Origin of the sequence: Serratia sp. JSRIV004 (genome assembly GCF_019968705.1) — a bacterium.
Taxonomy (GTDB): Bacteria; Pseudomonadota; Gammaproteobacteria; order Enterobacterales; family Enterobacteriaceae; genus Chania; species Chania fonticola_B.
The window spans coordinates 4,426,260-4,448,621 of the sequence record NZ_CP074140.1; the positions used below are offsets into that span (position 1 = coordinate 4,426,260).

At 54.8% G+C, this 22,362-nt stretch carries 23 protein-coding genes; 3 read left to right on the forward strand and 20 right to left on the reverse strand.

Annotation, left to right across the window (positions count from 1 at the left end; translation table 11 throughout):
- Window positions 1-115: 115 nt before the first annotated feature.
- From ispG to trmJ, 16 genes are all read right to left on the reverse strand, one after another.
- Window positions 116-1,237, reverse strand: a complete 1,122-nt coding sequence (gene ispG / locus KGP21_RS21110) for a flavodoxin-dependent (E)-4-hydroxy-3-methylbut-2-enyl-diphosphate synthase (protein ID WP_021178849.1) — start codon at window positions 1,235-1,237, stop codon at window positions 116-118.
- A 47-nt stretch (window positions 1,238-1,284) separates the two neighbouring features.
- Complete coding sequence (gene rodZ, locus KGP21_RS21115; protein ID WP_223536206.1) at window positions 1,285-2,265, reverse strand: cytoskeleton protein RodZ; 981 nt, start codon at window positions 2,263-2,265, stop codon at window positions 1,285-1,287.
- Entirely contained in the window at window positions 2,255-3,004 is a 750-nt protein-coding gene (gene pilW, locus KGP21_RS21120) for a type IV pilus biogenesis/stability protein PilW (protein ID WP_223536209.1), read from the reverse strand. The genes rodZ and pilW overlap by 11 nt, the downstream gene beginning before the upstream one ends.
- A 98-nt stretch (window positions 3,005-3,102) precedes the next feature.
- On the reverse strand, window positions 3,103-4,290 hold the full coding sequence (locus tag KGP21_RS21125; protein ID WP_021178852.1) for a bifunctional tRNA (adenosine(37)-C2)-methyltransferase TrmG/ribosomal RNA large subunit methyltransferase RlmN: 1,188 nt from the start codon (window positions 4,288-4,290) through the stop codon (window positions 3,103-3,105).
- Window positions 4,291-4,498: 208 nt separating this feature from the next.
- The gene (ndk, locus tag KGP21_RS21130; protein WP_004952077.1) at window positions 4,499-4,924 is read right to left on the reverse strand and encodes a nucleoside-diphosphate kinase; all 426 of its coding nucleotides are present in this window, start codon (window positions 4,922-4,924) and stop codon (window positions 4,499-4,501) included.
- A 180-nt stretch (window positions 4,925-5,104) separates the two neighbouring features.
- A complete protein-coding gene (gene sseB / locus KGP21_RS21135; protein ID WP_021807188.1) occupies window positions 5,105-5,941 on the reverse strand; it encodes an enhanced serine sensitivity protein SseB in 837 nt (278 codons plus the stop codon).
- A 67-nt stretch (window positions 5,942-6,008) separates the two neighbouring features.
- Window positions 6,009-7,304, reverse strand: a complete 1,296-nt coding sequence (gene pepB, locus KGP21_RS21140; RefSeq protein WP_223536210.1) for an aminopeptidase PepB — start codon at window positions 7,302-7,304, stop codon at window positions 6,009-6,011.
- Between the two features lie 80 nt (window positions 7,305-7,384).
- Window positions 7,385-7,585: a Fe-S cluster assembly protein IscX gene (iscX, locus tag KGP21_RS21145; RefSeq protein ID WP_021178855.1), complete on the reverse strand. Its 201-nt coding sequence runs from the start codon at window positions 7,583-7,585 to the stop codon at window positions 7,385-7,387.
- A gap of 9 nt (window positions 7,586-7,594) precedes the next feature.
- Complete coding sequence (gene fdx / locus KGP21_RS21150) at window positions 7,595-7,930, reverse strand: ISC system 2Fe-2S type ferredoxin (protein ID WP_021178856.1); 336 nt, start codon at window positions 7,928-7,930, stop codon at window positions 7,595-7,597.
- Between the two features lie 2 nt (window positions 7,931-7,932).
- Window positions 7,933-9,783, reverse strand: a complete 1,851-nt coding sequence (gene hscA, locus KGP21_RS21155; protein ID WP_021807190.1) for a Fe-S protein assembly chaperone HscA — start codon at window positions 9,781-9,783, stop codon at window positions 7,933-7,935.
- A gap of 34 nt (window positions 9,784-9,817) precedes the next feature.
- Window positions 9,818-10,339: a co-chaperone HscB gene (hscB, locus tag KGP21_RS21160; RefSeq protein WP_223536211.1), complete on the reverse strand. Its 522-nt coding sequence runs from the start codon at window positions 10,337-10,339 to the stop codon at window positions 9,818-9,820.
- 68 nt (window positions 10,340-10,407) lie between these two features.
- Window positions 10,408-10,731: an iron-sulfur cluster assembly protein IscA gene (gene iscA / locus KGP21_RS21165; protein ID WP_021178859.1), complete on the reverse strand. Its 324-nt coding sequence runs from the start codon at window positions 10,729-10,731 to the stop codon at window positions 10,408-10,410.
- A gap of 52 nt (window positions 10,732-10,783) precedes the next feature.
- Window positions 10,784-11,170: a Fe-S cluster assembly scaffold IscU gene (iscU, locus tag KGP21_RS21170; RefSeq protein WP_004952090.1), complete on the reverse strand. Its 387-nt coding sequence runs from the start codon at window positions 11,168-11,170 to the stop codon at window positions 10,784-10,786.
- 24 nt (window positions 11,171-11,194) lie between these two features.
- Complete coding sequence (locus KGP21_RS21175; protein WP_021178860.1) at window positions 11,195-12,409, reverse strand: IscS subfamily cysteine desulfurase; 1,215 nt, start codon at window positions 12,407-12,409, stop codon at window positions 11,195-11,197.
- Between the two features lie 55 nt (window positions 12,410-12,464).
- Window positions 12,465-12,959 (reverse strand): Fe-S cluster assembly transcriptional regulator IscR, encoded by a 495-nt coding sequence (gene iscR, locus KGP21_RS21180; protein WP_021807192.1) that lies wholly within the window; start codon window positions 12,957-12,959, stop codon window positions 12,465-12,467.
- 194 nt (window positions 12,960-13,153) lie between these two features.
- A complete protein-coding gene (gene trmJ / locus KGP21_RS21185) occupies window positions 13,154-13,888 on the reverse strand; it encodes a tRNA (cytosine(32)/uridine(32)-2'-O)-methyltransferase TrmJ (RefSeq protein WP_021807193.1) in 735 nt (244 codons plus the stop codon).
- Between the two features lie 117 nt (window positions 13,889-14,005).
- On the opposite strand from trmJ, the gene suhB reads away from it, so the two are divergent.
- Window positions 14,006-14,809, forward strand: coding sequence for an inositol-1-monophosphatase (suhB, locus tag KGP21_RS21190; RefSeq protein WP_021178863.1), 804 nt, complete (start codon window positions 14,006-14,008; stop codon window positions 14,807-14,809).
- A 49-nt stretch (window positions 14,810-14,858) separates the two neighbouring features.
- Here the strand turns inward: suhB and KGP21_RS21195 are convergent, their stop codons facing one another.
- A complete protein-coding gene (locus tag KGP21_RS21195) occupies window positions 14,859-15,881 on the reverse strand; it encodes a nickel/cobalt transporter (protein WP_021807194.1) in 1,023 nt (340 codons plus the stop codon).
- Entirely contained in the window at window positions 15,872-16,540 is a 669-nt protein-coding gene (locus KGP21_RS21200) for a DUF1007 family protein (protein WP_179247640.1), read from the reverse strand. Before KGP21_RS21200 ends, KGP21_RS21195 begins: the two co-directional genes overlap by 10 nt.
- A gap of 144 nt (window positions 16,541-16,684) precedes the next feature.
- Here KGP21_RS21200 and csiE point away from each other — a divergent pair, with 144 nt between their 5' ends.
- Window positions 16,685-17,950 (forward strand): stationary phase inducible protein CsiE, encoded by a 1,266-nt coding sequence (csiE, locus tag KGP21_RS21205; RefSeq protein ID WP_021807196.1) that lies wholly within the window; start codon window positions 16,685-16,687, stop codon window positions 17,948-17,950.
- On the opposite strand, the gene KGP21_RS21210 is transcribed toward csiE, so the two are convergent.
- Window positions 17,947-19,098 (reverse strand): 3-phenylpropionate MFS transporter, encoded by a 1,152-nt coding sequence (locus KGP21_RS21210; RefSeq protein WP_223536212.1) that lies wholly within the window; start codon window positions 19,096-19,098, stop codon window positions 17,947-17,949. The genes csiE and KGP21_RS21210 overlap by 4 nt on opposite strands.
- Window positions 19,099-19,259: 161 nt before the next feature.
- The gene (gene glyA, locus KGP21_RS21215) at window positions 19,260-20,513 is read right to left on the reverse strand and encodes a serine hydroxymethyltransferase (RefSeq protein ID WP_024529358.1); all 1,254 of its coding nucleotides are present in this window, start codon (window positions 20,511-20,513) and stop codon (window positions 19,260-19,262) included.
- Between the two features lie 341 nt (window positions 20,514-20,854).
- Between glyA and hmpA the strand changes: the two genes are divergently transcribed.
- The gene (hmpA, locus tag KGP21_RS21220) at window positions 20,855-22,045 is read left to right on the forward strand and encodes an NO-inducible flavohemoprotein (protein WP_094982796.1); all 1,191 of its coding nucleotides are present in this window, start codon (window positions 20,855-20,857) and stop codon (window positions 22,043-22,045) included.
- Window positions 22,046-22,362 lie beyond the last annotated feature (317 nt).

Here is a 22,362-nt window from a genome sequence, read left to right on the forward strand (position 1 = left end):
TCTCTGTCCGTTTATATAAAATGGATCCGATTATAGGGACTTTGCCACCCGCTATTCAACGCAGATGCGCAATCCAGTCCTCGGATTATCAATCAGCGGGCCAATAGCCGCCGACTTATTCTTCCAGAAGATTGATCGAAATGCGCTTGGATCCGTCCATCATGGCCGCTTTGGCCCGGATCTTCGCTTCCAACTGGTCAATCATCTGTTCGTTATCAAAACGCTCTTTCTGGCGCACGCCGTCTTCGTAGAAGCCGCTCTTCTTGTGCCCACCGGTTACTCCAATGGTCGACACCAGGGCTTCGCCCGGCCCGTTCACCACGCAACCGATAATGGACACGTCCATCGGGGTGATGAGGTCTTCCAGGCGTTGTTCCAACGCATTGACGGTACCAATGACGTCAAACTCCTGACGTGAGCAGGTTGGGCAGGCAATGAAGTTGATGCCACGAGCGCGGATGCGCAAGGACTTCAGGATATCAAAGCCAACCTTCACTTCTTCAACCGGATCCGCCGCCAGCGAAATGCGCAGCGTATCGCCGATCCCTTCCGACAGCAGCATGCCCAGGCCAATGGCTGATTTCACTGAGCCACTGCGTGCTCCGCCCGCCTCGGTGATGCCAAGATGCAAGGGTTGGTCAATACGGGCAGCCAGCAGCCGGTAAGACTGTACGGCCAGGAACACGTCGGACGCTTTCACGCTCACCTTGAACTGGTCAAAGTTGAGACGATCCAGAATATCCACGTGACGCATGGCGGATTCCAGCAGCGCTTCCGGCGTAGGTTCGCCGTACTTTTCCTGAATATCTTTTTCCAACGAGCCGCCGTTAACGCCGATGCGGATCGGGATATTTTTGTCACGCGCGCAGTCAACCACTGAACGGATACGAGATTCGTTGCCAATGTTGCCTGGGTTGATACGCAGGCAGTCAACGCCGTATTCGGCAACCTGCAACGCAATGCGGTAATCGAAATGGATATCGGCCACCAGCGGTACGTTGACCTGCTGCTTGATCAGCCTAAACGCCTCGGCGGCGTCCATGGTGGGAACGGAAACGCGGACGATATCAACCCCCACGCGCTCCAGAGCCCGGATCTGATTAACCGTCGCTTCGACATCGGTGGTACGGGTGTTGGTCATCGATTGCACGGCAATCGGCGCTCCATCGCCTATAGGCACGTTACCGACGTAAATACGGGTGGATTTGCGACGGTTAATGGGAGCTTGGTTATGCATCAGTTACTCTCCACTGCTGCTCTGACTTAACGACAATAGCCGCGCTATTACTGCGCGGCAACGGTCAGACGAGCAACACGGTTTGACTTGACAAACCGGCTTAAATCGACCGGTTTACCCTGGAATTGGACCTGTACCGAAGCCGGTGCGCCAAGGGTCAGTTTAAACGGCGCCTTGCCAGTCAGATTCAGCCGGGAACCGCTTTTCTGGATGCCGCTGACCAAGGATTTACCCGTCGCGTCAACCACTTGCACCCAGCAGTCGCCGGAAAAATCCATCACCAGCCCGTTGGCATCAGCCTCCGAAGCACTGACGCCAGCAGCACCGGTAGGCAACTGAGCCTGAGCGGCTGGCGCGGTCGATGTCGCATCCGGGATAGTAGCCTGACTTGGTGCTACTACAGCAGGCTGTTGAGCCGCCTGAGGATCAAGCACGGCCGGGACCTGTTGAGTCGTAGCAGCGCTATTGGTTGACGGCGCAGGGCTGTTGTCTGGGACAACTGCCGATGCACCATTATCCACGTTGCCGTCGGTCAATGGCACTGGCTGGCCTTCACCATGCTGAGAAAGCTGTGCGGAAGATTGATCCGCCATGGTGGCGATCTCTTCCTGCTGAGCCTTGTGATTCTGCCACCACCAGGCACCGGTCAAACCCACGACCACAAACACAATCAGCCAGGTAAAGCTCATCAGCCAGCCATCACGCTTTTTACGGCGCTTACCCAAAGAGAAGCTCTGCATCTGAGCCACTTTGGCCGCTCTCACCGGTGCCTGTTTTTCCATCATCGGCAACAGTTCATCTTCTGGCAAATGCACCAGCTTGGCATAGGAACGGATATAACCACGCACGAACGTTGAAGCCAGATCGGCAGACATATTGTCGTCTTCAATGTCGCGCACGGTAGACATTTTTAGGCACAGGCGTTCAGCCACGGCCTGTTGACTCAGCCCGAGTTGTTCACGAGCCTGGCGCAGGCGTTGACCTGTTGTCATAGATACGGTTTTATCTTGGGAATCTTCAGTATTCATTAGCTAAGAACTGCTGGTACTGTTTGGATTGTGGAAAACTTCGCGCTAGCTGTTTGCCATAGCGTTGAACGCTATCCTGACGGCCCGCTAACGCGGCGAAACGAATCTGTAGCCATAGACTGTCGGCACTCGCCGGCAGAACATGTTGATAACTGTCCAATAAAAGTTGCGACTGCGCGCGCTTCCCTTCTCCAAATTGCTTTTCTGCTTCCACTAGCAGCGGAGCCCCCTTGTCCGGATCGATCTTCAGTGCTCGCGTTAATAACTTACGAGCTTCATCATTTTGACCGGCCTTGAGGAAACAGTAACCTGCGTTTTCCAGACTGTCGGCAACCTGGCCATATTCTGGCGCCAGTGCCGCAGCGCTAAACTGCTGTTGGGCCGGTACATACTGCCCTAAACTACAGAGAAACGCACCGTAATTATTCAATACGGTACCGTTACCCGGTGCAAGTTTAAGCGATTGCTGATAACGCTGTTCAGCGGCGGCGTTATCGCCGATCCGCTGATTGTAGAGTGCCATGCCCAATTGGGTACGATAATCCTGTGGGGCCGCATCGACCGCTTTTTGCAGATTCTGCCTGGCTGCCGGTAGATCGCCCTGGTTCAGATACTCCAGGCCCAGTTGCAACCGGGTCTGGCCTGCCGCCACCGCTGGCCCGTCGTTATCGGGTTGCGAGCTGGAACAGCCCGCCAGCAAACTGGCCGCCAATAATACACCCCACAGTTTCAGCTTCATGCTTGCACTCATTTCCTTATCCGATGTTACCCGATCGCCTGAAGGATTGCTGCTCACATAACAGGCTGTTAGATAACAAAAAAATCATGCTATAGGATTCAGACCGCTCGTACGTTGATAGGTTCCCCGGCCATTTTCTTTTTCAGGGTACGCTTGGTACGATCGATCACCTCTCCCGCCAACTGCCCACAGGCAGCATCGATGTCATCGCCACGGGTTTTACGAACAATAGTCGTAAAGCCGTATTCCATCAACACCTTGGAGAAACGGTCGACGCGGCTGTTGGAGCTGCGGCCATAAGGTGCCCCAGGGAACGGGTTCCATGGGATCAGGTTGATCTTGCACGGCGTATCTTTCAGCACTTCCGCCAGTTGGTGCGCATCGTCGGTGCTGTCGTTGATGTGATCCAGCATCACGTATTCAACGGTGACGCGCCCTTGATTGGCATTGGACTTTTCCAGATAACGGCGTACCGCCGCCAGGAAGGTTTCAATATTGTACTTGCGGTTGATCGGTACAATCTCGTCACGGATCTTGTCGTTAGGCGCATGCAGCGAAATGGCCAGCGCCACATCGATCATATCGCCCAATTTGTCCAGAGCGGGTACGACACCGGAGGTAGACAAGGTAACGCGGCGCTTGGACAGACCAAAACCAAAGTCATCCAGCATGATTTCCATCGCTGGCACCACGTTGGTCAGGTTAAGCAACGGCTCCCCCATGCCCATCATCACCACGTTGGTGATAGGACGTTGGCCGGTGACTTTGATGGCGCCCAGGATTTTAGCAGCACGCCATACCTGGCCAATGATTTCCGAGACGCGCAGGTTGCGGTTAAAGCCCTGCTGAGCCGTGGAACAGAATTTGCACTCCAGTGCGCAGCCTACCTGTGAAGACACGCACAGGGTGGCGCGATCGCCATCTGGGATATAGACGGTTTCGACCTGTTGATCGCCCACCTTGATGGCCCACTTGATGGTGCCATCGGCCGAACGCTGCTCTTCTGCGACTTCCGGCGCACGGATTTCCGCCACGCGTTGTAATTTATTGCGCAGCACCTTGTTGATGTCGGTCATCTGCTCAAAATCGTCGCAGCAATAGTGATACATCCACTTCATCACCTGATCGGCGCGGAAAGGTTTTTCACCCATGTTGGCGAAAAATTCGCGCAATTGCTGACGGTTCAAATCCAGCAGGTTGATTTTGGCGGTAGCCGGTTGTTCCGTTTGCACGGTCAGGGAAGTATTTTCAGACAAGGTATGCTCGGGCGCGATGGGTTCTAACATAATGATCTCTTAGCCTCGTTATTACACGTTATGGCTTGAAGGAGTGAAAAGTAAGTGTGTCATCAAAAGACACGCCCCAGGCAAGATAGCTTCCCTGGGGCGCGGCATTGTACAAATTTTAGTAGCGGGTTTCTACGTCTGAACGGCTTTCACGGCATTTTTATTGTATCTGCCGGTAAATTGCCGGTCTCAGCAGACCCCACCACAATTAACGTGGGCAGATTTCGCTTTCGTTAAAGAAGTATGCGATTTCACGCTGGGCAGATTCTACTGCGTCTGAGCCGTGCACGGCGTTGGCAGTGAAGCTGTCTGCATAGTCAGCACGCAGGGTGCCGGCCAATGCGTTGTCAGGGTTGGTTGCGCCCATGATGTCACGGTTACGCTGTACGGCATTTTCCGCTTCCAGAACCTGTACCACGATCGGGCCAGAGGTCATGAACTCAACCAGACCGTCGAAGAAAGGACGGCCTTTGTGCTCGGCGTAGAAGCCTTCGGCTTGTTCGCGAGTCAGACGCAACATTTTAGATGCGATGATTTTGAAACCCGCGCGCTCGAAACGAGCATAGATAGCGCCGATGTCATTGTTAGCTACAGCGTTTGGCTTAATGATGGAAAAGGTACGTTCTACGGTCATGATGGCCTCTATTATGTCTTCCAAAACAGGCCGGGCGATAAGGTGAGGTGCCGGCCTTTCAAGTGGCGCAGATTATATGTGCGCTGTTAACGCTTGCCTACGGGAAAATCAACATTTCATTAAAAAAAAATTATCTTAATCCACCATAGTCAGCGACAAATGGGATCCTGACCGATCGGCTTACTGGGTTTTATCGGTCGATGGGATCATATTTCGCAGCCAACTGCCCCAGCGACGCTGATAGAAAGCCTGGGTATGGTTGATCAGATAATGGCTCACGCCCCGCGCATTCTCTTCTACCAGGCAAAAGTCGACTGGCTCATCGTTCGGCGCGGTTTCGCTGGCCACCATACCGGCTTCGCTGATCAGGGCTTCAATCTCTGCCGGATCGCCATCCACTTCAAGGCCCACCAGCAGGTTCGGCTTCTCGTCTACGGCACGATCGTGCATCAACGCCAGGAAAGCGCGGCGTACCGGTTTCCGCTGGCTGAACAAGGTCGTCAGCGCATCCACCATCGCCGCCGGATACTCTTCAGGCTGCCCCAGCAGTAGCTGAGTTTCGGTATCGATATAACGCTCTGCCGGTTTCACTACGCCACCGGTAGCCAACAGCATGGCGATCTCGGCTGGAAGAAATTCCTTGCCGTGGGTGCCTTTCGGGTTCAGGAACAGTTCGGCACCTTGGGTGATTTCAAACAGCACGCGAGCGGGCATGGCGATAAAGGGTTGCTCATCCTCCACTGCGTTTTGCAGCGCCTCCAGCGAGGTGAAGAAAGGCACCACGCTGCTGCCATCCTGCTTTTCCCAGTGCTGAATATTCACCGGTGTCTCGGCATTCAGCGTAATTTCACCGTCGTGCGGCACCTGCTCGCTGTCACCCAGAATGTAGACCGTTGAATCCAGCAGTTCGCGGAAAAACGCCGGGCGGTATGCCGGTTCTGAGGCCGCCAGCCTCAGCAGGCGCTCAAGCTCGTTTTCGCCTGAAACGGCGTCATCATCATGATGGTGGGAACTCATTGCCGACTCCTCCAATGTATTAAGGGCCCAGCATGCTGAGCCCCTACGGAAAAACGTAATGTTAAACTTACTTCGCTTTGCTCAGCAACAGGTTGGCCAGCGTACGTACGCCCAGACCGGTTGCGCCTGCTGACCACTGCTCCACGGCACCTTTACGATAGGTGGCAGAACAGTCGATATGCAGCCAACCCTTTTGATAATTCTGCACAAAGTGCGACAGGAAGGCCGCGGCGGTGCTGGCGCCAGCGGTGTAAGCCGGGCCCGCAACGTTGTTCAGTTCAGCAAAGTTTGACGGCAACTGGCTGCGGTGAAATTCCGCTAGCGGCAGACGCCAGAACGGCTCGTGCTCTTCATCCGCACTGGCCAACAGCTCTTGCGCCAGCGCATCGTCAAAGCTGAACAGCGCGTGGTAATCATTACCTACCGCCGTTTTCGCTGCGCCAGTCAAGGTCGCGCAGTCGATGATCAACTGCGGGTTTTGCGCGCTGGCATCGATCAGGCCATCGGCCAATACCAGACGCCCTTCCGCATCGGTGTTCATCACTTCAACCGTTTTGCCATTGCGATAGCGGATAATGTCGCCCAGTTTAAAGGCGTTACCGCTGACCATATTGTCCGCACAGCACAGGTACAGTTTGACGCGCTGCTGCAAGCCGCGAGCCACCGCCAATGCCAATGCGCCAGTGATGGTGGCCGCGCCGCCCATGTCGGACTTCATCGAGTCCATAAACGCGCTTTGCTTGAGGCTGTAACCGCCGCTGTCGAAGGTGATCCCTTTACCTACCAGGCAGGCGAATACCGGTGCATCCGGGTTGCCCGTCGGGTTAAAGTCCAGCGCCAACAGCACCGGAGAACGATCGGAACCCCGCCCAACCGTATGAATACCGGCGTAGTTCTGCTCACGCAGGTCTTCACCTTTGGTGATGCGATAGCTGACGGCATCACAACCAACAGCACACATCAGATCAACCGCGCGGGTTGCCAGTTGCTCTGGCCCCAGCTCTTCCGCTGGCATATTGATGGTGTCACGCACCCAATCGATAATCTTCAGGCGCTGTTGCAGCTCTTGGCTTTCCGCTTCCGGCAGCTCAGCCCACTCGACGCTACGCTGCCCTTTTGGCCCGCGATAGCCCTGCCAAAACGCCCAGCTGTTTTCCAGGTCCCAGCCTTCCCCGGCCAGTTTCACTTTCTTGATGCCCTGGCCATCGATCCTGCGTGCCGCGCGCTGGATCAGGCCCAGCTTGCCGGAATTGCTCAGATGGATGGTGATGCCTTGGTCATTGGTGCTCAGCAGCGCCTTTTCACCCCAGCGCGCATCGGCGGGTTGCTGGGATAGCGTGATCTGCATGATTTCGGTTGTCATAGCCTTACTCCGGATTATTCTTGTACTAATCTTGTCGGATACAAAATAAACGGGCTGCCTATGGCAGCCCGTCATGCTATTTACTCTGCTTCATCTAACCAGACCAGCAGGATCGCTTCCAGTATTTTTTCATTGGAAGCCTGCGGTTCATCGTCAAATTCTTCCAGATCGCAAATCCACTGGTGCATATCGGTGAAACGCACGGTTTTCGGATCGGTATCTGGATAGGCGTCGTACAGGGCTTCGCCGATTTCGCGGCTGTCTGTCCACTTCAGTCCCATTCTTATCTCCTAGTGCTCGCGCGCATGGTTGACAGTATAACGCGGCATTTCGACCACCAAATCGTCTTCGGTGACGCGGGCCTGGCAGCTCAAGCGGCTTTCCGGCTCCAGCCCCCAGGCTTTGTCCAGCATGTCATCTTCCAGCTCGCTGCTTTCGGCCAGGGAATCAAACCCTTCACGCACGATGCAGTGGCAGGTGGTACAGGCACAGGATTTCTCACAGGCATGTTCAATTTCAATACCGTTACGCAGTGCGACATCGAGGATAGTTTCCCCAACTTCCGCTTCCAGTACTGCCCCCTCCGGGCAGAGATCTTGATGGGGCAGGAAAACAATTTTCGGCATGGTTAAACCTCATCCACAGAATGGCCAGCCAGCGCACGGCGAATGGAGGCATCCATGCGGCGCGCGGCAAAATCTTGGGTTGTTGCATCGACTATTTTTATTGCGGCCTCGATCGCAGCAGGATCGGAGCCTTGCATCACTTGCTGGAGCTCGGCTACCGCGTTGTTGATAGCCAGGCTTTCTTCGTCACTCAGCAGAGCGGCATCGCTTGCCAGTGCACCTTGCAGGCTTTCCAGCACGCGGGAAGCTTCTACCCGTTGCTCCGCCAGCTTGCGAGCACCGACATCGCTTTGCGCATTGGCCATCGAGTCCTTCAACATGCCGGCAATTTCGGCATCGGACAGGCCATACGAAGGCTTGACCTGAATGGAGGCTTCGACGCCGGTGGATTTCTCCATCGCCGTCACGCTCAGCAGGCCGTCGGCATCCACCTGGAAGGTCACACGGATATGCGCCCCGCCGGCAGGAAGCGGCGGCAAGCCACGCAGCGTAAAGCGCGCCAGCGAACGGCAATCTTGCACCAGTTCACGCTCGCCTTGCAGCACGTGGATCATCATCGCGCTCTGGCCGTCTTTGAAGGTGGTAAACTCCTGCGCACGCGCCACCGGAATGGTGGTGTTACGCGGGATCACCTTTTCAACCAAGCCACCCATGGTTTCCAAGCCAAGCGACAGCGGGATCACGTCCAGCAGCAGCATTTCGCTATCCGGTTTGTTACCCACCAGGATATCCGCCTGGATAGCAGCACCGATCGCCACCACCTTGTCCGGATCGATCGACGTCAGCGGCGTACGGCCAAAGAACTCGCCCACCTGTTCGCGGACCAATGGCACACGGGTTGAACCGCCCACCATCACCACTTCCAGCACCTCATCGGCACTGACGGCGGCGTCTTTCAGCGCGCGGCGGCAAGCCATCAGGGTACGTTTCACCAGCGAGGCAATCAGCGTTTCGAACTGTTCGCGGGTCACTTCACCCTGCCAACCAGCGATATCTACCGTGGTGCTCTGCGCATCGCTCAGGGCGATTTTGACCGCAATCGCAGCATCCAGCAATTGGCGTTGCACACCATGATCGCTACGATCGCTAATACCTGCCTGTTCACGCAACCAGTCCGCCAGCAGATGATCGAAGTCATCGCCACCCAATGCGGAATCACCGCCGGTAGCCAGCACTTCGAACACGCCACGGCTGAGGCGCAAAATGGAAATATCAAAGGTGCCACCGCCCAGATCGTAAACGGCGATGACCCCTTCCTGACCCGAATCCAACCCGTAAGCGATAGCCGCAGCGGTCGGTTCGTTCAACAGGCGCAGCACGTGCAGGCCAGCCAGACGCGCTGCGTCTTTGGTGCCTTGGCGTTGAGCGTCGTCGAAGTAGGCAGGAACGGTGATCACCACACCATCAAGCTCACCTTCCAACGCTGCTTTAGCACGGGTAGCCAGTGCCTTGAGGATATCGGCGGAAACACCAACTGGGTTAACCAGGCCTGCGGCGGTCACGATCATTGGCAAGCCGTTATCGCTGGCCTGGAACTGATACGGCAGGTTTGGATAGCGTTGTTGCACGTCAGCCAAAGAACGGCCCATCATGCGCTTGACAGAGCTGACCGTATTGACCGGATCTTGTGCCGCCTGTGCACGAGCGCTCCAGCCAACCTGATGTTCGGTGGCCTGATAATGCACCACAGAAGGCAGCAGATAGCGCCCTTCAATGTCGGCCAGCGTCTCGGCCTGGCCGCTACGCACCGTAGCCACCAGCGAGTTGGTGGTCCCCAGATCAATACCGGCAGCCAGGCGGCGCTGATGCGGCGCAGCCGTGAGGCCAGGCTCACTAATTTGTAATAAGGCCATTTACAGAGCTTCCAAAATCGAGATCAAGAATCTATTACTCAAAACCCAGCAGTTTTTCTTCGAGTTGTTCAATCTGTTGCTGGAGTTTGTCCAAAAAGCGTAGCTTGCGCACGGTATCGGCAGCCTGTGACCACTGCTGCTCATCCAACTCCTGCACCATCTGCGCGCTACGCTGTTTGAAGGTCTTGTTCAGGCGCGTGGCGAAGGCAGCCAGTGCGTTTTGCGCATCCGGCGAACGTTCAATGGCATCAAGCTCTTCACGCAGCTCCAACTGTTCCATCAGGAACGCGGTGTCGCGCAGGGTATGCTGCTCGTTGCCCAAATCAAAGCCGTGCAAAGATAACATATACTCGGCACGTTTTAACGGGTGCTTCAGCGACTGATAGGCTTCGTTGATGGTCGCCGCCTGCTGTAACGCCATCAGGCGTTCACGCTCCGGTTGGAGGGCATGGCGATCGGGGTGGAATTGGCGCTGCAAATCTTGATAGCGTGAGGTAAGCAAGCTGCCGTCTACGCTATAGCAGACCGGCAACCCGAATAAAGTAAAGTAATCCATAGCGTGCTCGGGGCGTTATCGTGATGATTGAGGTTCCCCCGTGGGTCACGGGGGAGCACGATGGACTGTCAGACGTTAAAGCTCTCGCCGCAGCCGCACTCGCTTGAGACGTTCGGGTTGTTGAACTTGAAGCCTTCGTTCAGACCTTCCTTGACGAAATCAAGCTCGGTACCGTCCAGATAGACCAGGCTCTTGCCGTCAATGATCACCTTGACGCCTTTGTCTTCAAAAACGATATCATCGTCGTTCGTTTCATCAACAAATTCGAGCACATACGCCATTCCGGAACAGCCGGAAGTTCGCACGCCCAGACGCAGGCCGAGACCTTTGCCACGGTGGTCCAAAAATGCCTGAACCCGCTGCGCGGCGCTGTCGCTCATGGTAATCGACATAACAACCTCTTCAATCTTAGCCCGCAAGGCGGGCTAACTGACTCAATAATAACTACTTGGCGCTGTGCTTGCTCTTGTAGTCGGCGATCGCTGCTTTAATGGCGTCTTCGGCCAGAATTGAGCAGTGAATTTTAACCGGAGGTAACTCCAGTTCTTCGGCGATCTGGGTATTTTTGATCGCTTCGGCCTGATCAAGAGACTTGCCTTTCATCCATTCGGTGACCAGCGAGCTGGAAGCGATGGCGGAACCGCAGCCGTAGGTTTTGAAACGGGCATCTTCAATAATGCCTTCGTTGTTGACCTTGATCTGCAGCTTCATCACGTCGCCACAGGCCGGTGCCCCTACCATACCGCTACCGACGGTAGGATCTTCGTTATCAAACGACCCTACGTTACGCGGGTTTTCATAATGATCGATTACTTTTTCGCTGTAAGCCATGACGTTGCTCCTGGATCCTGAGAATTAATGATGTGCCCATTCGATGCTGTTGATATCCACTCCCTGCTTGAACATGTCCCACAGTGGGGAGAGATCGCGCAGACGGCCAATGGATTTACGCACCAACGAAATGGTGTAATCGATCTCTTCTTCCGTGGTGAAACGCCCCAGGGAGAAACGGATCGAGCTGTGCGCTAACTCATCACTCATACCCAGTGCACGCAGCACATAGGAAGGTTCAAGGCTGGCAGAAGTACAGGCTGAGCCTGAAGAAACCGCCAAGTCTTTCAACGCCATGATCAGCGACTCACCTTCAACATAGTTGAAGCTGACGTTGAGAATGTTCGGTGCACCGTGTTGCAGATCGCCGTTCAGATACACTTCTTCCATATCTTTCACGCCGTTCCACAGACGATCGCGCAGGATGCGCAGGCGTGCCATTTCGCTGGCCATTTCTTCTTTGGCGATACGATAGGCTTCACCCATGGCAACGATCTGATGCACTGCCAGGGTACCAGAACGCATACCGCGCTCATGGCCACCGCCGTGGATCTGGGCTTCGATGCGGATGCGCGGCTTACGCTGCACATACAGGGCACCAATGCCTTTCGGGCCATAAATCTTGTGGCCGGAGAAGGACATCAGATCCACTTTCAGCTTGCTCAGGTCGATAGGCAGTTTACCTACGCTCTGGGTTGCATCGACGTGATAGATGATGCCACGCGCCCGGCACATTTCGCCGATGGCGGCGATATCCTGCACTACGCCAATTTCGTTATTCACGTGCATGATGGAAACCAGGATGGTGTCTTCACGCATCGCGGCTTCGAGAACCTGGAGATCGATGATCCCGTTGCTCTGCGGTGCCAGATAGGTGACTTCAAAACCTTCGCGCTCAAGTTGGCGGCAGGTATCCAGCACGGCTTTATGTTCGGTTTTACAGGTGATGATGTGCTTGCCTTTCTTCTGATAGAAGTTGGCAGCGCCTTTGATCGCCAGGTTATCGGATTCGGTGGCCCCTGAGGTAAACACGATCTCACGCGGGTCCGCACCAACCAGTTCAGCGATCTGGTTACGGGCGATATCAACCGCCTCTTCCGCCTGCCAGCCGAAACGGTGGGAACGGGAGGCCGGGTTACCGAAAGTGCCGTCCAGGGTCAAAAACTGCATCATCTTCTCGGCAACACGCGGGTCGACCGGAGTCGTGGCCGAGTAGTCCAGATAAATCGGTAATTTCATTGCTCTTGTACTCCGTACATCACTTCCAAAAACCAATAAATTAGTCGTCAGCTGCTTATGCGCGCAGATTAACGTTGATCGTTTCTTGCAGACGACCGTTGGCCGTGCGGCGCGTATCGCTATTTTGACGGTCTGCCACGTCCAGCACTTCCTGGTTGTTTACCAGTTCGGCCAGCGTAATATTGTTCAAGAACCCGCTGATGCGCTCGCTCAGATCGCGCCACAGGGTATGGGTCAGGCAACGATCGCCCCCCTGGCAGCCTTCTTTACCCTGGCAACGGGTGGCGTCTACCGATTCGTCGACTGCGGAAATCACCGCGCCTACGGCGATAGCGTCCGCTTCTTTGCCCAACAGGTAACCACCGCCTGGCCCACGCACGCTGGCCACCAGGCCATTCTTACGCAGACGGGAAAACAGTTGTTCCAGATAAGAGAGCGAGATACCTTGGCGTTCGGAAATATCCGCCAGTGGTACCGGCCCTTCCTGGGAGTGTAATGCCACGTCGAGCATGGCAGTTACTGCATAACGGCCTTTGGATGTCAGTCTCATAGCTAATTGGTTACCTGTTGGTCAAACATGGGCCAAATTCTGACATTCCCGAGTAAATCAGTCAACTATTTAACCTACTAATTTACTCAAGTATTCGTGCTTTTTGTGCGCTTTGCTATCCGATGCATATAAAATACACCTTATAACCCGCAGATAAGCAATACTATCTTGCCTAACTGCGGGTGACAGCAAAATTAATTACCTTGCTGTTTATCCTGTTTCTCGATCGAGGTCAGCATACCACGCAAGATATTCAGCTCCTGCGCTTCCGGGCGTGCCCGGGCAAACAGGCGGCGTAAACGGTTCATCACCTGCCCTGGATGGGCGGCGCGGATAAAGCCGGTGCGCACCAAAGTCTGCTCCAGATGCTGATAGAAGCGTTCAATATCATCCACCAGAGGATACGGCGATTCTTCCACCGGTGCGGCATCAGCCTGCTGACGATCGAGGAAGGCAACGCGAACCTCATACGCCAGGATTTGCACCGCCATGGCCAGATTCAGCGAGCTGTACTCCGGGTTGGCAGGAATGGCGACATGATAATGGCATTTCTGTAATTCGTCATTGGTTAGCCCAACGCGTTCACGGCCAAAGACCAACGCAACCGGCCCCTGCTCGCCTTCCTGTACTGCTCGCACGCCGCATTCGCGGGGTTCCAGCATCGGCCATGGGAGAGTGCGCGAGCGAGCGCTGGTGCCCACTACCAAGCGGCAACCCGCAATGGCTTCATCAAAGGTATCGACAATCGTGGCGTTGCCAATCACATCGCTGGCGCCTGCGGCCAGGGCGATCGCCTGGGAATCGGGTTTCACCAGTGGATTGACCAGATAAAGGTTGGTTAATCCCATGGTTTTCATGGCACGGGCAGTAGAGCCCATGTTGCCGGTATGAGAGGTTTCAACCAGAACAATGCGGATATTGTGCAGCATACAAACTCTGAGCGTTGCGGAAAATCGTAGCATCCTAACACAGTCGTAGGTATTTTGCCGAACACCTGCTATACTTCGCGCCGTTTCCTGTTCTTTAACATCCTGTGGAAGATACCCATGCATCCGATGCTGACTATCGCCGTGCGCGCTGCGCGCAAGGCTGGCAACCTGATTGCCAAAAATTACGAGACTCCAGACGCTGTAGAAGCGACACAAAAAGGTTCTAACGACTTTGTCACTAACGTCGATCGCGAGGCTGAGCGTCTGATCATCGAAATCATCCGTAAATCTTACCCGAAACACACCGTTATTGGTGAAGAGTGCGGTGAGTTAACCGGTGAAGATCAGGATGTACAATGGGTGATTGATCCACTGGATGGCACCGCCAACTTCATCAAACGTCTTCCACACTTCTCCGTTTCCATCGCCGTACGCATTAAAGGCCGTACCGAAGTGGCCGTGGTTTACGATCCAATGCGCAACGAACTGTTCACCGCCACCCGTGGCCAGGGCGCACAGCTCAACGGTTACCGTCTGCGCGGCACCAATGCCAAAGATCTGGATGGCACCATCCTGGCGACCGGCTTCCCGTTCAAAGTCAAACAGCACGCACCGGCTTACATCAACGTGCTGGGCAAACTGTTCACCCAATGTGCCGACTTCCGCCGTACCGGTTCAGCCGCGCTGGATCTGGCCTACGTTGCCGCTGGCCGCGTTGATGGTTTCTTTGAGATTGGCCTGAAGCCTTGGGACTTTGCTGCTGGCGAATTGCTGGTACGTGAGTCTGGCGGCCTGGTCACCGACTTTGTTGGCGGCCATAACCACTTCAGCTCTGGCAACGTGGTTGCCGGTAACCCACGTGTGGTGAAAGCATTGCTTTCCAATATGCGTGAAGAACTGAGTGAAGCGCTGAAGCGTTAATAACTCAGCTGAAAATCAAGGCGCTGCATTTGCAGCGCTTTTTTTTTCCTCAGCGGGCAAAAGGCCGTATCCCGCCGCCAAATTCCGGCTGAGCGCTGACGTACAGCAGCACACCGGCAAACAGCAGAATTAAACCTCCGGCTAACGCCAACGAGCCCCAAGCAACCGCACTCCAGGCCGCCGGTGCGCGCTGGCGGCTGATGCGTATCGCCAGCTTACGGCTGTAATGCACCAACAGCGCCAATCCGGAAATCGTGATCGAAGTACCCAGTGCCATGGCCAGTGCCGACAACACGCCCCAGGTAAAAACGCCGATCACCTTGGAAAACAGCAAGACCAGGATCGCCCCGGAGCAAGGCCGCAGACCCATTGCCAGCACAATCGCCGTTTTGGTGCGCCAATCATTGCCAGCTTGCAGTTCCTCATCGCTTGGCAAATGCCGGTGGCCACAACCACAATTCGCGCTATGGACATGATCGGCAGGCAGAGGCTGCAAGCTGTTGATGCGCAGCGCAGGCCGAGGCCGCATCGCTTTCACCGCCATAAACAAGCGCTTTAACGCCCGCCAACTGAGCAAGACACCGAGCAGGATCACCAGAATAAAACTGCCCTTCTCCAGCCAGAAACTACTTTGATGCAACTGCCGGGAAGAAAGTTGCAGCACCACCAGCACTAGCGTGACCAGGGCAATCGCGACCAATCCCTGCACCACAGAGGCGGCAAACGTCAGCTTCAGGCTGCTTTTCAACCGTGCCGGGTGGGTAGCCAGATAGGTGGCGATCACCACTTTACCGTGGCCCGGCCCCAGGGCATGCAATACGCCATAGCCTAGACTGAACAGCATCAGCGCCACTCCCGCTTGCTGGGGAGCCGCCTTGACCTGTTGCAGCAAGGCCGCCATTTCCTGATGTAACCCTTTCTGCCACACCACGCTTTGCATCAACAGCTGCGGCCAGTAATGCCAAACCCACTGGGCCACCGCCGCCAGCAGAATGAAGAACAGCAACAGCGGCCACAGGCTGAAGGCCCAATGGCGCTGAGGTTTGCTGGTCTGGCTGAGGTTTATTGACATGTTAACGTCACCCGCTGGGCAAACTGTTGCCCTAATGCCATATCTTCACCGGGCGAGTCGTTCTTATCGAGAGACAATGCATAAGCTTGTAATGACGAATCGGGCTTTGGCGTCACCAGGCTGAATTTGCACTGCTTTGCCATTTCTGGCGGCAAGTGCAGCGCCTTTTGATCCTGATAGGTCATGTCCACAAAATAGGTGGGATCGTAGGTGGCAATCTCAAAGGGTTCCCCCACCAGCGGCTGTGGCTCCGCCAGCGGCAGCACAAACTCCAGCACGGCTTTATGGCCCTGCCGGGATAGATGGTATTCGGTTGGCAGATTGAGGTATTTCACCGGTTTGCCTGCGCGGTAAATATCGGTGAAATAGTGCTGCCCGAGGACGTTAGCCATTACTTCCGCCGCCAGTTTTTTCCAGACTTCTGAATCGCTGTTGGCATTTTCTGCGTCATACAGCAGATCCGCCGAGGTGATCTCATCCATTACCCAAACCATTTTTAAACCGGTCAGCTTCTGATCCTTAGCCACAAAGGTGGTGTTCATATCGATAAAACTGTGTGGGTGGGCGAGTGCGCCCATGCAGGTCATCATTAGCAAGCAGGCCACCAGGCCACGGAGTTTCATCGTCCAAGCATACTTTTTATTGTTATAATATAACATCAACAAAACCTCAACCGGCGTTAACAAGCCGAATAACTGTGACGAAAGTAGTAAGCCGAAGTAAAAGCAGGGGCAACTGCCACGGCCCACAGAGCCTTTTGCTATGCTTAAACATAATTTAAACACGACCTGCCAGAAGGTGATATGAGCCTGGAGACTTCTTCTGCGCCTGAGTTTTCAGGTCAACAACGGCGCTGTCATTTACTGCTGATGCTGTATGCGCCAGTACCCTCGGTACAACTGGAGACCATCGGCCAAATCAACGGCGTAGACCTGCTCATTACCCGGCAAGATATAGCTGAGGTTGCCCGCGAGATCCAGCATTTCCATCATCTGGAAATCAGCGGCGATCCCTACGAGGGCTACCAGATCCAGGGCAGCGCGCTGGATCTTCGCTTGTGTCTGCTCCAATGGCTACGGCGAGCCTTGCGTTGCAGCCCAGAGTTTGTCGAGCAACACTTTGGCCCTCAGTTTCAGCGGGCGATGCAACTTCAACACCCACAGCTTCCGGCACTGGAATTGTGCATCAACCAATGTGAACAGCGCCTTAACCGCCGCTTTGAGCAGCGTGACCGCCTGTTTTTGCAACACTATCTTTGTTATTGCGTCTGGGCTAGCCAGCATCAGCGCCATCCTCAATTTGATCGCCGCCAGCATGAGTGGCTGCAAACCAAGCCAGAGCATCTGGCGGCAGAGGAACTGCATCAAGCGCTAAATCAGCTATTTGGCCAGCCCGGTGACAGTAGAGAATGTGACTTCCTGGCGTTGATGTTTACCCTGCTGAAAAGTCACAGCTACCAGAGCAGTGATTCGCCCGAGGACCAACGCCTGATGGCGGCCATCGGGCAGGTGGTGGAACGCTTCCAACAGATCTCCGGCATGCATTTCAGCAGCCAGGAGGGGTTAATCAGCCAGCTGTTTGCCCATTTGGCCCCTGCCGTGGAACGCTGCCGGTTTGCTATCGGCATCGACAATACGCTACTGGAAGAGGTGGTCCGTAAATATCCCCGTCTGATGCGTACCACACAGGAGGCGTTAGCGCCGTTTGAACAGGAATATGAGATTCAATTTTCGCGGGAAGAAGCAGGGCTAGTGGCGATCAGCTTTGGTGCCTGGTTGATGCAGGGCAACGCGTTGCATGAAAAGCAGATACTGTTGCTGACGCTGGATAACCCGCAGTTGGAAGAAGAAGTGGAATATCAGATCCGCGAATTGACGCTGTTGCCATTGAATATCAAATATCAGCCCTTACACGACTACCTGCTTGCTGGTGCACCACAAGGGATTACGCTGGTGATTAGCCCCTACGCCACACCGAGCCAGGAGCAACCACCCACACTGATTATTACCGAACTGCCGCTGGAGCGTCAGCAGCGCAAGGCGATCCGTGCGCTGCTGGAAAGCCATTAACGGCTATTACTAACCGCCACCGCCGGTGGGCGAATAAACAACGCTGGCACCACCACCGCGACCATCACCCAGAACACTCCGCCCTGATAGTGCTCGAACAGGAAGCCCGCCACTACGGTCATCACTGCAATGCCGCCGCCCATCGCCAGCGCCGAATAAACCGCCTGCAGACGGATCACTTCCGCCCCCTGACGCGCCGCAATAAAGCGCATTGCCGCCAGATGGCAGACCGTGAAGGTACCACAGTGCAGCACCTGCACCAGCAACAGCCAGCCGATTTCCGTCGTGGTTGCCATCAGGCCCCAGCGCAGCAGACCACACACGGCGGAAAGTAACAGCAGATTACGCGCATTCCAACGGCGGAACAGGAAATTGCTGCTGGCAAAGATAACCACTTCAGCGACCACACCCAAAGACCACAGGTAGCCGATAGTCGCCGCAGAGTAACCCGCCTCTTCCCAATAGATGGAGGCAAAGCTGTAATAACCGGCATGTGCCCCTTGCAACAGCGTCACACACAGCAGAAAACGCCAGACAGGCCCTTCGCTGAGCAATTCACGCCAGGAGCGGCTAGATTCATTCTGTGCCCGAGATTCACCTTGTGGCAGCACGCTCGGTTTCAGCAACATGCCCACCAGCATCGCCAGGATGCTGACCAGCAGGCTGATCAAAATCGCATTATGGCCCCAAACGGACACCAGCTTGCCGGTTAACGCCGAGCCGATCACAAAGGCCAGCGATCCCCATAACCGCACCCGGCCATAGTCCAGAGTGATCTGCCGTTGCCAGGTGGCAGCCAACGCATCGGTCAGCGGAACCAGCGGGGAGAAGAACAGGTTAAAACCGGCGATCACCAGCATCAGCCAGGCCCAGCCATTACCGAAACAGAAGCCGACGGCAAACGCCAGGGAGAGCAATGCCAACAAACGCAACGCGGTGATTAAATAGGAGGGATCTTTTACACGTGGAGCAATCAGCAGGCTACCGAGGAAGCGCGCCACCAGGCCAGCGCCGAGCAAGATACCGATGGTTTCAGGCGGTATGCCCTCACCTTTTAACCAAACGCTCCAAAACGGGAGATAGATGCCATAGGAAAAGAAGTACGTGAAATAACTGAGAGCGAGCCAACGCGTTGATTGCAGAACCATGTTCCCTCCAGGATGAGGGCAATACTTTGACAGAGCTCACACCTTGCAGCAATCTTCATTCATGTTCAAAGGGCTAGAGTGCAAAGCAGTTCACAGTTTAGCTGCAACAATGCTAAAAAAAACCCGCCGAGGCGGGTTTATCTGCAAACCAATTGAAGTACTTAGGCGTAAACCGGGAAGCGAGCGCAGATATCCAGCACTTTCTTCTTGGTACGTTCGATGGTGGCTTCGTCGTTCAGGTTGTCCAGCACGTCACAGATCCAGCCAGCCAGTTCACGCACTTCGGCTTCTTTAAAGCCACGGCGAGTCACCGCTGGAGTACCCAGACGAATGCCAGAGGTCACAAACGGGCTCTTCGGATCGTTTGGCACGCTGTTCTTGTTAACGGTAATGTTAGCGCGGCCCAACGCGGCATCAGCTTCTTTACCGGTCAGGTTCTTATCGACCAGATCCAGCAGGAACAGGTGGTTGTAGGTGCCGCCGGAAACCACTTTGTAACCGCGCTCCAGGAACACTTTCACCATCGCTTTGGCGTTATCGGCCACTTGCTGCTGGTAAACCTTGAACTCAGGCTCCATCGCTTCTTTCAACGCTACCGCTTTACCGGCGATGACGTGCATCAGCGGGCCGCCCTGGCCGCCAGGGAAGACGGCAGAGTTCAGCTTCTTATACAGCTCTTCATCACCACCTTTGGCCAGGATCAGGCCGCCACGCGGACCCGCCAGCGTTTTATGGGTAGTAGTGGTCACGACGTGGGCATGAGGAACCGGGTTCGGGTAAACGCCAGCGGCAATCAGGCCCGCCACGTGTGCCATATCCACGAACAGATAAGCGCCGATGCTGTCTGCGATTTCACGCATTTTTGCCCAATCAACCACACCGGAGAAGGCAGAGAAACCGCCGATGATCATTTTTGGTTTGTGTGTCTGCGCCTGTTTGGCCAGATCGTTATAGTCAATCTGCCCAGTTTCGTCGATGCCGTAAGGCACCACGTTATACAGCTTACCGGACAGGTTCACCGGTGAACCGTGCGTCAGGTGGCCGCCGTGTGCCAGGTTCATCCCCAGGATGGTGTCGCCCGGCTGCAGCAGCGCGGTATAAACGGCAAAGTTAGCCTGGGAACCTGAGTGTGGCTGCACGTTGGCATAGTCGGCACCGAACAGCTCTTTGGCGCGATCGATCGCCAGTTGCTCAACGATATCAACGTATTCGCAACCGCCGTAGTAACGCTTGCCCGGATAGCCTTCTGCGTATTTGTTGGTCAGTTGGGAACCCTGGGCCTGCATCACGCGCGGGCTGGTGTAGTTCTCAGACGCAATCAGCTCAATGTGCTCTTCCTGACGCACGACTTCCTGCTCCATTGCATGCCACAGTTCGGCATCATAATCAGCAATGTTCATTTCACGCTTTAACATCCGGCATCTCCTGACTGAAATCAGCTAACTTAATTTACCCCTACGGGTGCTGGGCAACAGTGTAAACCGTTTCGGCCTATCGAAGATAGGTCTTGACAGAGGTTTTTACGCAAACGATTGGCATCACGTGGCGTAAGGCTTTGAACCCTTAAAGGCCACATTTTGGCAACGGAGTTTTACTCATCAACAAAATGCGCTTTTTTCATGTTCTGTGAAGGCGATCGACGGTTAACAACCCCATAACAATAACAGGGATATTTACAAGCACGGGGTAATTTTATAAGATGCATTTAAAATACACCTATTAGACAAACATAAAACGCCCGCCAAGGAGTATCACCATGCTGGATAGTCAAACCATCGCCACCGTTAAATCGACCATTCCCCTGTTAGCCGAAACCGGCCCCAAACTGACCGCCCACTTCTACGATCGCATGTTTGCCCATAACCCTGAATTGAAAGATATTTTCAATATGAGCAACCAGCGTAACGGCGATCAGCGCCAGGCGTTGTTCGATGCCATCTGCGCTTACGCCAGCAATCTGGAAAACCTGGCCGCCCTGCTGCCTGCGGTAGAACGCATTGCCCAGAAGCACGCCAGCTTCAATATCCAGCCCGATCAGTATCAGATTGTCGGCCACCACCTGTTAGCCACGTTGGACGAAATGCTCAGCCCTGGCCAGGAAGTGCTTGATGCCTGGGGAAAAGCCTACGGGGTGCTGGCCAACGTGTTTATTCAACGTGAAGGCCAGATCTACCAGGAAACGGAAAAGAGTGACGGTGGCTGGCGTGATTTGCGTGCCTTCCGCATCGTGAAAAAACAGCCTCAGAGCGAGGTCATATCCAGCTTTGTACTGGCTCCAGTAGACGGTGGTCGCGTGGCCGATTATCAGCCAGGCCAGTATCTGGCGATTTATATTAACGATGACAGCCTGCAACATCAGGAGATCCGCCAATATTCACTCACCACCGCACCGAACGGGGAATATTATCGTATCGCGGTCAAACGTGAGGAACGGGGCGCCGTTTCCAACTTCCTGCATCAGCAGGCCAAAGAAGGCGATATCATTCATCTTGCGGCACCACACGGCGATTTCTTCCTGCAGGTAGAACCGACTACGCCAGTGGCATTAATCTCGGCAGGCGTTGGCCAAACGCCAATGCTGGGGATGCTTAACACCCTGCACAACAATCAGCATCCGGCCAACATCCACTGGTTACATGCTGCAGAAAACGGTGCGGTGCATGCTTTTGCCGACGAAGTGGCGGATATAGCCGGGCGTATGCCTAATCTGAGCCGTCATGTCTGGTACCGTGAACCCAATGCCGATGATGTGCAGGGCCGCGATTATCACAGCCAGGGCCTGATGGATCTGAGCGCATTGCGTAGCGAGTTAAGCGATCCGCAGATGCATTACTACTTCTGTGGCCCGGTGCCGTTTATGCAGCACGTGGGTAAGCAGTTGCTTGAGATGGGCGTGGAGGCCGAACGTATCCACTACGAATGCTTCGGCCCGCATAAGGTGCTGTAACATCCTAGTGTCTTGATAACATTATCAGGTACGAATGTTATTGATTACTTTGCGCGATAAGTGCGGGTGCCTAAGAAACGGTACCCGCAAAAATCATCAACGGATTTGACCTCAATCTAAAACCTACAATTTCCTTAATGTTATTCCCCTTTCCACTATCGTTTTTAAACCGACATTGTGGTAAATCTACGCCCCATTGATAAGGACTTTGCATGGAGCGCAAGGATGATCCAGCTTTCAGCATCCCGCTGTATTTTCGCCAGTAATCTGACCCGCCACTCTCGCCATACTCCCGTCAGGCTAATACCTTTTTTGGC

Bases quoted from the DNA above. Each gene is read 5' to 3' on its own strand.
- ispG (WP_021178849.1), bottom strand. From the start codon at position 1,237: ATGCATAACCAAGCTCCCATTAACCGTCGCAAATCCACCCGTATTTAC.
- rodZ (WP_223536206.1), bottom strand. From the start codon at position 2,265: ATGAATACTGAAGATTCCCAAGATAAAACCGTATCTATGACAACAGGT.
- pilW (WP_223536209.1), bottom strand. From the start codon at position 3,004: ATGAAGCTGAAACTGTGGGGTGTATTATTGGCGGCCAGTTTGCTGGCG.
- KGP21_RS21125 (WP_021178852.1), bottom strand. From the start codon at position 4,290: ATGTTAGAACCCATCGCGCCCGAGCATACCTTGTCTGAAAATACTTCC.
- ndk (WP_004952077.1), bottom strand. From the start codon at position 4,924: ATGACCGTAGAACGTACCTTTTCCATCATTAAGCCAAACGCTGTAGCT.
- sseB (WP_021807188.1), bottom strand. From the start codon at position 5,941: ATGAGTTCCCACCATCATGATGATGACGCCGTTTCAGGCGAAAACGAG.
- pepB (WP_223536210.1), bottom strand. From the start codon at position 7,304: ATGACAACCGAAATCATGCAGATCACGCTATCCCAGCAACCCGCCGAT.
- iscX (WP_021178855.1), bottom strand. From the start codon at position 7,585: ATGGGACTGAAGTGGACAGACAGCCGCGAAATCGGCGAAGCCCTGTAC.
- fdx (WP_021178856.1), bottom strand. From the start codon at position 7,930: ATGCCGAAAATTGTTTTCCTGCCCCATCAAGATCTCTGCCCGGAGGGG.
- hscA (WP_021807190.1), bottom strand. From the start codon at position 9,783: ATGGCCTTATTACAAATTAGTGAGCCTGGCCTCACGGCTGCGCCGCAT.
- hscB (WP_223536211.1), bottom strand. From the start codon at position 10,339: ATGGATTACTTTACTTTATTCGGGTTGCCGGTCTGCTATAGCGTAGAC.
- iscA (WP_021178859.1), bottom strand. From the start codon at position 10,731: ATGTCGATTACCATGAGCGACAGCGCCGCGCAGCGGGTTCAGGCATTT.
- iscU (WP_004952090.1), bottom strand. From the start codon at position 11,170: ATGGCTTACAGCGAAAAAGTAATCGATCATTATGAAAACCCGCGTAAC.
- KGP21_RS21175 (WP_021178860.1), bottom strand. From the start codon at position 12,409: ATGAAATTACCGATTTATCTGGACTACTCGGCCACGACTCCGGTCGAC.
- iscR (WP_021807192.1), bottom strand. From the start codon at position 12,959: ATGAGACTGACATCCAAAGGCCGTTATGCAGTAACTGCCATGCTCGAC.
- trmJ (WP_021807193.1), bottom strand. From the start codon at position 13,888: ATGCTGCACAATATCCGCATTGTTCTGGTTGAAACCTCTCATACCGGC.
- suhB (WP_021178863.1), top strand. From the start codon at position 14,006: ATGCATCCGATGCTGACTATCGCCGTGCGCGCTGCGCGCAAGGCTGGC.
- KGP21_RS21195 (WP_021807194.1), bottom strand. From the start codon at position 15,881: ATGTCAATAAACCTCAGCCAGACCAGCAAACCTCAGCGCCATTGGGCC.
- KGP21_RS21200 (WP_179247640.1), bottom strand. From the start codon at position 16,540: ATGTTATATTATAACAATAAAAAGTATGCTTGGACGATGAAACTCCGT.
- csiE (WP_021807196.1), top strand. From the start codon at position 16,685: ATGAGCCTGGAGACTTCTTCTGCGCCTGAGTTTTCAGGTCAACAACGG.
- KGP21_RS21210 (WP_223536212.1), bottom strand. From the start codon at position 19,098: ATGGTTCTGCAATCAACGCGTTGGCTCGCTCTCAGTTATTTCACGTAC.
- glyA (WP_024529358.1), bottom strand. From the start codon at position 20,513: ATGTTAAAGCGTGAAATGAACATTGCTGATTATGATGCCGAACTGTGG.
- hmpA (WP_094982796.1), top strand. From the start codon at position 20,855: ATGCTGGATAGTCAAACCATCGCCACCGTTAAATCGACCATTCCCCTG.